We start from the raw sequence: 8,296 nt of genomic DNA, 5'->3' as shown, positions 1-8,296 counted from the left end.
CGAGATGCCGATGGCATCCAGCACTTGTTCAACCTTAATGCCTTTGCAGGCGTTGAAGCGGATGTAGTGCATCGCCTGAATCACTGCGGGATCGTGCAAGGAGCGGAAATCGGTGGAGCGGCGCGCAATCACTTTTACCGGTGGCACCAGAATGCGTTGCAGTTGCAGAGGCTGATTATCCAGTAGGCGATGCAGCAGTTTTGCTGCCTGATAACCCATTTGGCGCGAGCCTTGCGCCACAGACGAGAGCGCCACGCGCGAAAGATAACGCGTCAGTTCCTCGTTATCGATACCGATCACCGTGAGCTTTTCTGGCACCGGAATTTTGAGGTATTCGCAGGCCTGCAGCAGATGGCGCGCACGGGCATCGGTGACGGCGATGATGCCAGTTTGCTGCGGCAGCGTTTGCAGCCAGTCAGCCAGGCGGTTCTGGGCGTGCTGCCAGTTTTCCGGCGCTGTTTCCATGCCCTGATAGACCACGCCTTGATAACGTTCACGCGCCACCAGCTGGCGAAACGCATGCTCACGTTCTTGCGCCCAGCGTTTGCCGCTGGCTGCGGGCAAACCATAGAAAGCAAAGCGGTTCACGCCTTTTTCTTTCAAATGCAAAAAGGCGCTCTCGACCAGCGCGGCATTGTCGGTGGCGATGTAATGCACGGGCGGATAGTCCTGCGGCTGATGGTAGGATCCTCCGACGCCGACAATCGGCACAGACACGTTGGCCAGCAGTTTTTCTATCGAGGGATCGTCGTAATCGGCGATAACCCCATCGCCCAGCCATTCACGGATGTTGTCGATGCGGCAACGAAAATCCTCTTCAATGAAAATGTCCCAATCCGTTTGAGATGCCTGTAAATACTCACCGACGCCCTCAACCACCTGGCGGTCATAAACCTTATTGGCGTTGAACAGCAACGTAATGCGAAAGCGTTTCTCATGCATCGTGGCGCACTCTCCTAAATCGACAGCACCTTGCATAGCATGGCACGACGGACAGCAGAAAGAATTTGCGCCACATTGTGATCCCCCGCGCGATTACACCCGGCGGCGCGTCGCGGTATCCATCCACACCGCCAGCAGCAGGATGGCGCCCTTGACGATGTACTGCCAGAAAGTCGGGACATCCATCATGCTCATGCCGTTATCCAGTGACGCCATGATAAATGCGCCGATCACCGCGCCTGCTACCGAGCCAACGCCGCCCGCCAGGCTGGTGCCGCCAATCACGCAGGCGGCGATGGCATCCAGCTCGGCGATGTTGCCTGCCGAAGGTGAACCCGCGCCAAGGCGTGAGCTGAGAATCAGGCCAGCAATCGCCACCATCACACCATTGATGGCGAAGACTGCCAGCTTAGTGCGGGCCACATTAATGCCGGAAAGGCGCGCGGCATCCAGGTTGCCACCGATGGCATAAATCCGGCGGCCAAAAGCCGTGCGGGTCGCCATAAACATGCCGCCGAGCAGCAGCAGCACCAGCAGCAACACCGGCGTTGGTACGCCGCGATAATCGTTGAGCAGCCAGATCGCGCCTAACACCAGAACAGCGGTGATGACCTGTCGCACCAGCGCACCGCTGACGGAGGTTTGCGCCAGACCAAGTTGTTGGCGACGCAGACGCAAGCGCCATTGCCAGAGGATAAACAGCGCCAGACCGGCAAAGCCGAAGCCAAAACCGATCCCGCCAGGCAGATAGCTTTGCCCAATCTGCGACATCGCCGGGCTGGTGGGCGCTACGGTTGTGCCGTCGGTGATGCCGACCAAAATGCCGCGAAACGCCAGCATCCCCGCCAACGTGACAATAAATGACGGGACTTTGCGATAGGCCACCCACCAGCCGTTCCAGGTGCCGAGCAGCAGGCCCATCACTAAAGTTACGACGATGGTGAGCGGCAGCGGCCAACCGAGCCAGACGTCAAAGATGGCCGCAGCGCCGCCGAGCAAGCCCATCATCGAACCGACTGAGAGATCGATCTCGGCAGAGATAATGACGAACACCATGCCGACCGCGAGAATGCCGGTGATGGCGGTCTGGCGCAGCAGGTTGGAAACATTACGGGCGCTGAGCCACGCACCGTCGGTGGTCCAGGTGAAGAACAGGGCGATCAGCACAATCGCACCCAGCATCACCAGCACCTGCAGATCCGGCAGCGAGAATTTACCTGGCGCACCTTTACCCGGCGTGGTGAGGCCGCGTTGCGTACTTTCGGTCTTAAACATAGTGTTCACTCCGCAGGGCGGCTTCCATCACCTGCTCCTGAGTCAGGTTATCGTTAATCAGATCGGCTTTGATTTTGCCTTCATGCATCACCAAAACCCGATCGCTCAGGCCCAGTACTTCGGGCAGCTCAGACGAAATGACAATCACGGCAATCCCTTGCTGCACTAACGAGTTGATCAGTAGATAGATTTCCTGGCGCGCACCCACATCAATGCCGCGCGTCGGCTCATCAAGAATTAAGATTTTTGGGTTGAGCAGCAGGCATTTAGCGAGGATCGCTTTCTGTTGATTCCCGCCGCTCAGGCGACCAATCGGCAGCTCTGCCGACGAGGTTTTCACCCGCAGGCGCGCAATGGCCTGGTTAATTGCCTGCTGCTCCTGCGCCTCATCCAGCAGCGAAAGTCGGGGACTAAATTGGTCCAGCGCGGCCAGCGTGATGTTTTTGCCCACGCCCATCAGCGGCACGATGCCATCCTTTTTACGATCTTCCGGCACCATCGCAATGCCGTGAGCGATGGCGGCGCGGCAGTCATTGATACGGACTTTCTTACCGTTGATGTGAATATCGCCCTGCCAGCGCCCCGGCCAAACGCCAAACAGACATTGCACGGTTTCGGTTCGCCCGGCACCGACCAGCCCGGCAATGCCAAGAATTTCGCTGCGCTTCAGGCTGAAAGAGACGTTATCCACTCGGCGAATATGGCGGTTGATGGGATGCCACGCCGTGAGGTTCTCCACCTGCAACAGGGTTTCGCCAATCTCGTGTGGGCTATGCGGATAGAGCGCCGTCAGCTCGCGACCGACCATCATGGTGATGATGTCATCCTCACTCAGCCCGGCGGCCGCGCGGGTCGCGATATGCTGACCGTCGCGGATCACGCAGATGGTGTCCGAAATCGCTTTAACTTCATTGAGTTTGTGCGAGATGTAGATGCAGGCGATGCCGTGTTCGCGCAGGTTTTTGATGATGCTCAGCAGCACCTCGGTTTCCTGTTCGGTAAGCGAGGAGGTCGGCTCGTCGAGGATCAGCAGGCGCACCTGTTTATTCAGGGCGCGTGCAATCTCCACCAGCTGTTGCTGGCCTAATCCCAGCTCTCCGACGCGTGTATCCGGCGAGACATGCAGCTTGACCCGCTCCAGCAGTTGCTGGCAGCGCAGCGTCATGGTTTCGTCATCCACCATGCCGAAACGCCCCAGCTCTGCGCCGAGGAAAATGTTCTCCATCACCGTCAGCTGCCGCACCAGCGCCAGCTCTTGATGGATGATCACGATCCCTTTGCGTTCGGTATCACGAATGCTCTGCGCCTGAATCTCGTCGCCCGCAAAATGGATAGTTCCTTCGAAGTCACCGTGCGGATACAGCCCGCACAGGATCTTCATCAGCGTCGATTTTCCCGAGCCGTTTTCGCCGCACAGCGACATCACTTCACCGGCTTCCAGCTGCAGGCTCACGTCATCCAGTGCTTTCACCGCGCCGAAACGTTTGGTGATATGGTTCATTTCCAGCAACATCGACATATCTCCTTTGCGGGCTCGCGCCTCAGAGTTCGCTCTGTTTGTGGAAGCCGTCTTTGACTACCGTGCTTTCAATGTTGTCTTTGTTGACCGGAATAGGATTCAGCAGGCGCGATGGCACATCTTTCAGGCCGTTGTTCAGCTTGCTGTTGCTGGCGGGTTGTTTGTCGTCACCGAGTTCCACCGCGATTTTGGCCGCTTCGGTCGCCAGTTCGGTGATGGGTTTGTAAACCGTCATGGTTTGCGTGCCGTTCATAATGCGTTTGATGGCGGCGAGATCGGCATCCTGACCGGAGATCGCAACTTTGCCGGAAAGTCCCTGCGCGCTTAATGCCTGAATCGCACCGCCTGCGGTGGCATCATTCGACGCCACAACCGCATCAATGTGATTACTGTTCGCGGTTAAGGCGTTTTCCATTATTTTCAGCGCATTTTCTGGCAGCCAGGCATCAACCCACTGATCGCCGACCACTTTAATACTGCCATTATCAATATAAGGTTTTAACACTTTCATCTGACCGGCACGGAACAGGCGCGCATTATTATCCACCGGCGATCCGCCCATCAGGAAGTAATTACCTTTAGGCACTTGCTTTACAATACTTTCGGCCTGTAATTCGCCCACTTTTTCATTATCGAATGAGATATAAAAATCAATATCGGCGTTATTTATCATGCGGTCATACGCCAGCACTTTAATGCCTTCGCGTTTCGCTTCCGCCACCACGTTACTTAAAACCTGGCCGTTATAAGGAATGATGACCAATACATCAACGCCGCGATTGATCATATTTTCAATTTGCGACATCTGCGTTTCTTCGTTGCCGTTGGCCGACTGCACAAACACTTTGGCGCCCAGAGATTCGGCTTGTTTAACAAAGATATCGCGATCTTTTTGCCAGCGTTCCAGACGTAAATCATCAATAGCCATACCGATTTTGACTTCTTTAGCGCTACCCGCGTGACTAAACAGGGCCAGAGCCGCGCAGGCGGCCAACAGTGATTGTTTCATGTTCATAGTATTAATCCTGTAGGTTGAGGCTGTTGTCGTTGTAAGGCTTATAACCAGGCCGATGAATTGTTGCCCTGAGTTTCAGATGACATCAATTACTGATTTTTATCCGGCTATTACGTTTTTTGGTTTATTTGCGATTTTATGAGCGCGATCGATATTTCAACGCTTTCAGAAAAAACGAAGTCGAGAAGACTGAATGAAAATAACGACATTATTTTGCGAGCTGGCGCACAAATAATAATTATCTTACGTTGAGTGTTAAATATCGTAATTGAGCAGCAGTAAATTACATCATCACAATAACGGCTCAAAGCTGACCATTCGGGTCCTCATGCTAAGGAGCTAACTATGCACGCCTATTTCGACCAGCTTGATCGCGTTCGTTATGAAGGGAGTAATACCCGCAATCCTCTGGCGTTTCGTCATTACAACCCGGACGAAGTGATTCTCGGTAAAACCATGGCGGAGCATCTGCGCTTTGCGGCCTGTTACTGGCATACCTTCTGCTGGAACGGCGCGGATATGTTTGGCGTTGGGGCGTTTGATCGTCCGTGGCAGAAGCCGGGAGATGCGCTTGAGTTGGCGAAACAAAAGGCCGATGTTGCCTTTGAGTTCTTTCATAAACTGAATGTGCCTTATTACTGCTTCCACGATGTGGATGTCTCGCCAGAAGGCGATTCGTTGAAAAGCTATCGCGAAAACTTCGCCGTGATGACGGATAAGTTGCTGGAAAAGCAGCAGGAAACCGGCGTGAAACTGCTGTGGGGAACCGCCAACTGCTTTACCCATCCGCGTTACGGTGCGGGTGCGGCGACCAATCCGGATCCGGAAATTTTTGCCTGGGCGGCCAGCCAGGTGTGCAGCGCCATGCAGGCCACGCAAACTCTCGGCGGCGAGAACTATGTGCTGTGGGGCGGGCGTGAAGGGTATGAAACCTTACTCAACACCGACCTGCGCCAGGAGCGCGAGCAGATTGGCCGGTTTATGCAGATGGTGGTGGAGCACAAACACAAGATTGGTTTCCACGGCATGTTGCTGATCGAACCCAAGCCGCAGGAGCCAACAAAACATCAGTATGACTATGATGTGGCAACGGTTTATGGCTTCCTGAAGCAGTTCGGGCTGGAAAAAGAGATTAAAGTGAATGTGGAAGCCAACCACGCGACGCTGGCGGGCCACTCATTCCATCATGAAATCGCAACGGCCATCGCGCTGGGCATTTTTGGCTCGGTGGATGCTAACCGTGGCGACATGCAGTGTGGCTGGGATACCGACCAGTTCCCGGTCAGCGTGGAAGAGAATGCGCTGGTGCTGTACGAAATTATCAAAGCGGGCGGATTCACCACCGGCGGCTTAAACTTTGATGCCAAAGTCCGCCGCCAGAGCACCGACAAATATGACCTGTTCTACGGCCATATCGGCGCAATGGATACTATGGCGCTGGCGTTAAAAGTCGCGGCCCGCATGGTGGCGGATGGCGAGCTGGATAAGCGAGTGGCACAACGTTACAGCGGCTGGAACGGTGAGTTCGGACAGCAGATTCTGAAGGGTGAATTTTCCCTCGCCGCACTGGCGGAACAGGCGCAGCAACAGCAATTCAATCCACAACATCGTAGTGGACGCCAGGAACAGCTGGAGAATCTGGTGAATCACTACTTGTTTGATTTTTAACTTTTCAGGAGCGCAGCATGGTTATCGGCATCGATTTAGGCACCTCCGGCGTGAAAGTGGCGTTGCTGGATGCGCACGGCAAAGTGATTGCAGTGGAGAGTGCGCCGCTGGAGGTGTCGCGGCCGCAGCCGTTATGGAGTGAGCAAGATGCCGAAAGCTGGTGGCAGGCGACAGATCGTGCCATGCAGGCGCTGGCGCAGCAGCACGATCTCAGCGGCGTGAAGGCGATTGGCCTGAGTGGGCAGATGCACGGTGCCACCTTGCTGGATAGCGAGAATCGGGTGCTGCGTCCGGCGATTTTATGGAATGACGGGCGCAGCGGCGAGCAGTGTCAGGAACTGGAGAAGCGCGTGCCGGATTCGCGTCGCATCACCGGCAATCTGATGATGCCCGGCTTCACCGCGCCAAAGCTGTTGTGGGTGAAACAGCATGAGCCGCAGGTGTTTGCTCAGGTGGCTAAAGTGCTGCTGCCAAAAGATTATCTGCGCTTCCGCATGAGCGGCGACTTCGCCAGCGATATGTCGGACGCTGCGGGAACGATGTGGCTGGATGTGGCGCAGCGCGACTGGAGCGATGAGATGCTCAGCGCATGCGAGTTGCAGCGCAGCCAGATGCCGCAACTGTTTGAAGGCAATCAGATCACCGGCACTTTATTGCCAGATGTCGCTGCGCGCTGGGGCATGCAAAGGGTGCCGCTGGTGGCGGGTGGCGGTGATAACGCGGCGGGCGCGGTGGGTGTCGGCATGGTCGAGCCGGGACAAGGCATGTTGTCGCTGGGCACGTCGGGCGTCTATTTTCTGGTAAGCGACGGCTATCTCAGTAATCCACAGCGCGCGGTGCACAGCTTCTGCCACGCGCTGCCGCAGCGCTGGCATTTGATGTCGGTGATTTTGAGCGCGGCTTCCTGTCTCGATTGGGCGGCGGCGCTGACCGGCTGCACGGACGTGCCGCAACTGCTGAGTGAGGCGGAAAAAGCGCGCAGCGATGTGCCGCCAGTGTGGTTCCTGCCTTATCTCTCTGGCGAACGCACGCCGCACAACAATCCGCAGGCGCAGGGCGCGTTCTTTGGTTTGACGCATCAACATGGCCGACCAGAACTGGCGCGCGCGGTGCTGGAAGGCGTGGGCTTCGCGCTGGCCGAAGGCATGGATGCGGTGCATGAGTGCGGTGTGCAGCCAAAAACCGTGATGCTAATTGGCGGCGGCGCGCGCAGTGCGTACTGGCGTCAGATGCTGGCGGATATCAGCGGGCAAACGCTGGATTATTGTCATGGTGGCGAAGTCGGCCCGGCGCTGGGTGCAGCACGACTGGCGCAGCTGGCGATTGATCCGGCGAGCGAATGGCCGTCGCTTGAGCTGGCGCAGCGGCATCAACCGGATGCGGCGCGCCATCAGGCGTATCAGCCGCAGCGCGAAGTGTTTGCGCGTTTGTATCAGCAGCTGCAGCCGTTGATGTCTTGATGTGGGAGAGTGATGGCTGGATTTGGCAGAGTGTGAGAGTTTTTATCGGGTATTATTGGGTAATTCTGTTGAATCGAATGGCTTGATTTGGTCGGCATAAATGCCAACCCTACATTGTAGGGTCGCCATTAATGGCGACCTGGCCGAATAACGCACCCAACTTTGCATTTATGCCAACCTGGCCGAATACCGCACCCAACCTGGCATTTATGCCAACCTGGACGCATACCGCACCCAACTGATGGAGCCCACCATGCCGCAATCCGTCTTCTTCCTCGTGCTTCCCGGCGTGATGGCGCTGGATCTCACTGGCCCCGCTGAAACCCTGCAGCTGGCCGACGGCCACTTCGCTCTGCACTACATCGGCCCGCAGCCAAGCGTGCTGTGCTCCACCAGCATGACCCTCGCCGACATCGC

At 56.3% G+C, this 8,296-nt stretch carries 6 protein-coding genes and 1 pseudogene; 3 read left to right on the top strand and 4 right to left on the bottom strand.

Features of this window, described 5'->3' with window-relative positions:
* From RTY00_RS14650 to xylF, 4 genes are all read right to left on the bottom strand, one after another.
* Positions 1-942 (bottom strand): XylR family transcriptional regulator (locus RTY00_RS14650; RefSeq protein ID WP_312664936.1); only part of this gene is annotated, 942 nt, incomplete at its 3' end.
* Positions 943-1,035: 93 nt separating this feature from the next.
* A complete protein-coding gene (gene xylH, locus RTY00_RS14645) occupies positions 1,036-2,217 on the bottom strand; it encodes a xylose ABC transporter permease XylH (protein WP_312664935.1) in 1,182 nt (393 codons plus the stop codon).
* Positions 2,210-3,736 carry a xylose ABC transporter ATP-binding protein gene (locus RTY00_RS14640; protein WP_312664934.1) on the bottom strand — a complete coding sequence of 509 codons (1,527 nt, stop codon included), beginning with the start codon at positions 3,734-3,736 and terminating at the stop codon, positions 2,210-2,212. The genes xylH and RTY00_RS14640 overlap by 8 nt, the downstream gene beginning before the upstream one ends.
* A gap of 22 nt (positions 3,737-3,758) precedes the next feature.
* The gene (gene xylF, locus RTY00_RS14635; RefSeq protein ID WP_008105256.1) at positions 3,759-4,751 is read right to left on the bottom strand and encodes a D-xylose ABC transporter substrate-binding protein; all 993 of its coding nucleotides are present in this window, start codon (positions 4,749-4,751) and stop codon (positions 3,759-3,761) included.
* 345 nt (positions 4,752-5,096) lie between these two features.
* On the opposite strand from xylF, the gene xylA reads away from it, so the two are divergent.
* From xylA to RTY00_RS14620, 3 genes and pseudogenes are all read left to right on the top strand, one after another.
* Entirely contained in the window at positions 5,097-6,419 is a 1,323-nt protein-coding gene (gene xylA / locus RTY00_RS14630; RefSeq protein WP_061719300.1) for a xylose isomerase, read from the top strand.
* 17 nt (positions 6,420-6,436) lie between these two features.
* Positions 6,437-7,879, top strand: a complete 1,443-nt coding sequence (gene xylB, locus RTY00_RS14625; protein ID WP_312664933.1) for a xylulokinase — start codon at positions 6,437-6,439, stop codon at positions 7,877-7,879.
* A gap of 253 nt (positions 7,880-8,132) precedes the next feature.
* A pseudogene (locus tag RTY00_RS14620) lies at positions 8,133-8,296 on the top strand (GlxA family transcriptional regulator); the annotation flags it as partial.

The organism is Pantoea sp. CTOTU49201 (genome assembly GCF_032054795.1).
Lineage (GTDB): Bacteria > Pseudomonadota > Gammaproteobacteria > Enterobacterales > Enterobacteriaceae > Pantoea > Pantoea symbiotica.
Note: the sequence above shows the minus strand (reverse complement) of the source record. Positions and strands in the feature narration are given on the sequence as shown.

What these genes read in the sequence shown, in the direction of transcription:
- xylF (WP_008105256.1), bottom strand. Translation starts at nt 4,751, where the DNA reads ATGAACATGAAACAATCACTGTTGGCCGCCTGCGCGGCTCTGGCCCTG.
- RTY00_RS14640 (WP_312664934.1), bottom strand. Translation starts at nt 3,736, where the DNA reads ATGTCGATGTTGCTGGAAATGAACCATATCACCAAACGTTTCGGCGCG.
- xylA (WP_061719300.1), top strand. Translation starts at nt 5,097, where the DNA reads ATGCACGCCTATTTCGACCAGCTTGATCGCGTTCGTTATGAAGGGAGT.
- xylH (WP_312664935.1), bottom strand. Translation starts at nt 2,217, where the DNA reads ATGTTTAAGACCGAAAGTACGCAACGCGGCCTCACCACGCCGGGTAAA.
- xylB (WP_312664933.1), top strand. Translation starts at nt 6,437, where the DNA reads ATGGTTATCGGCATCGATTTAGGCACCTCCGGCGTGAAAGTGGCGTTG.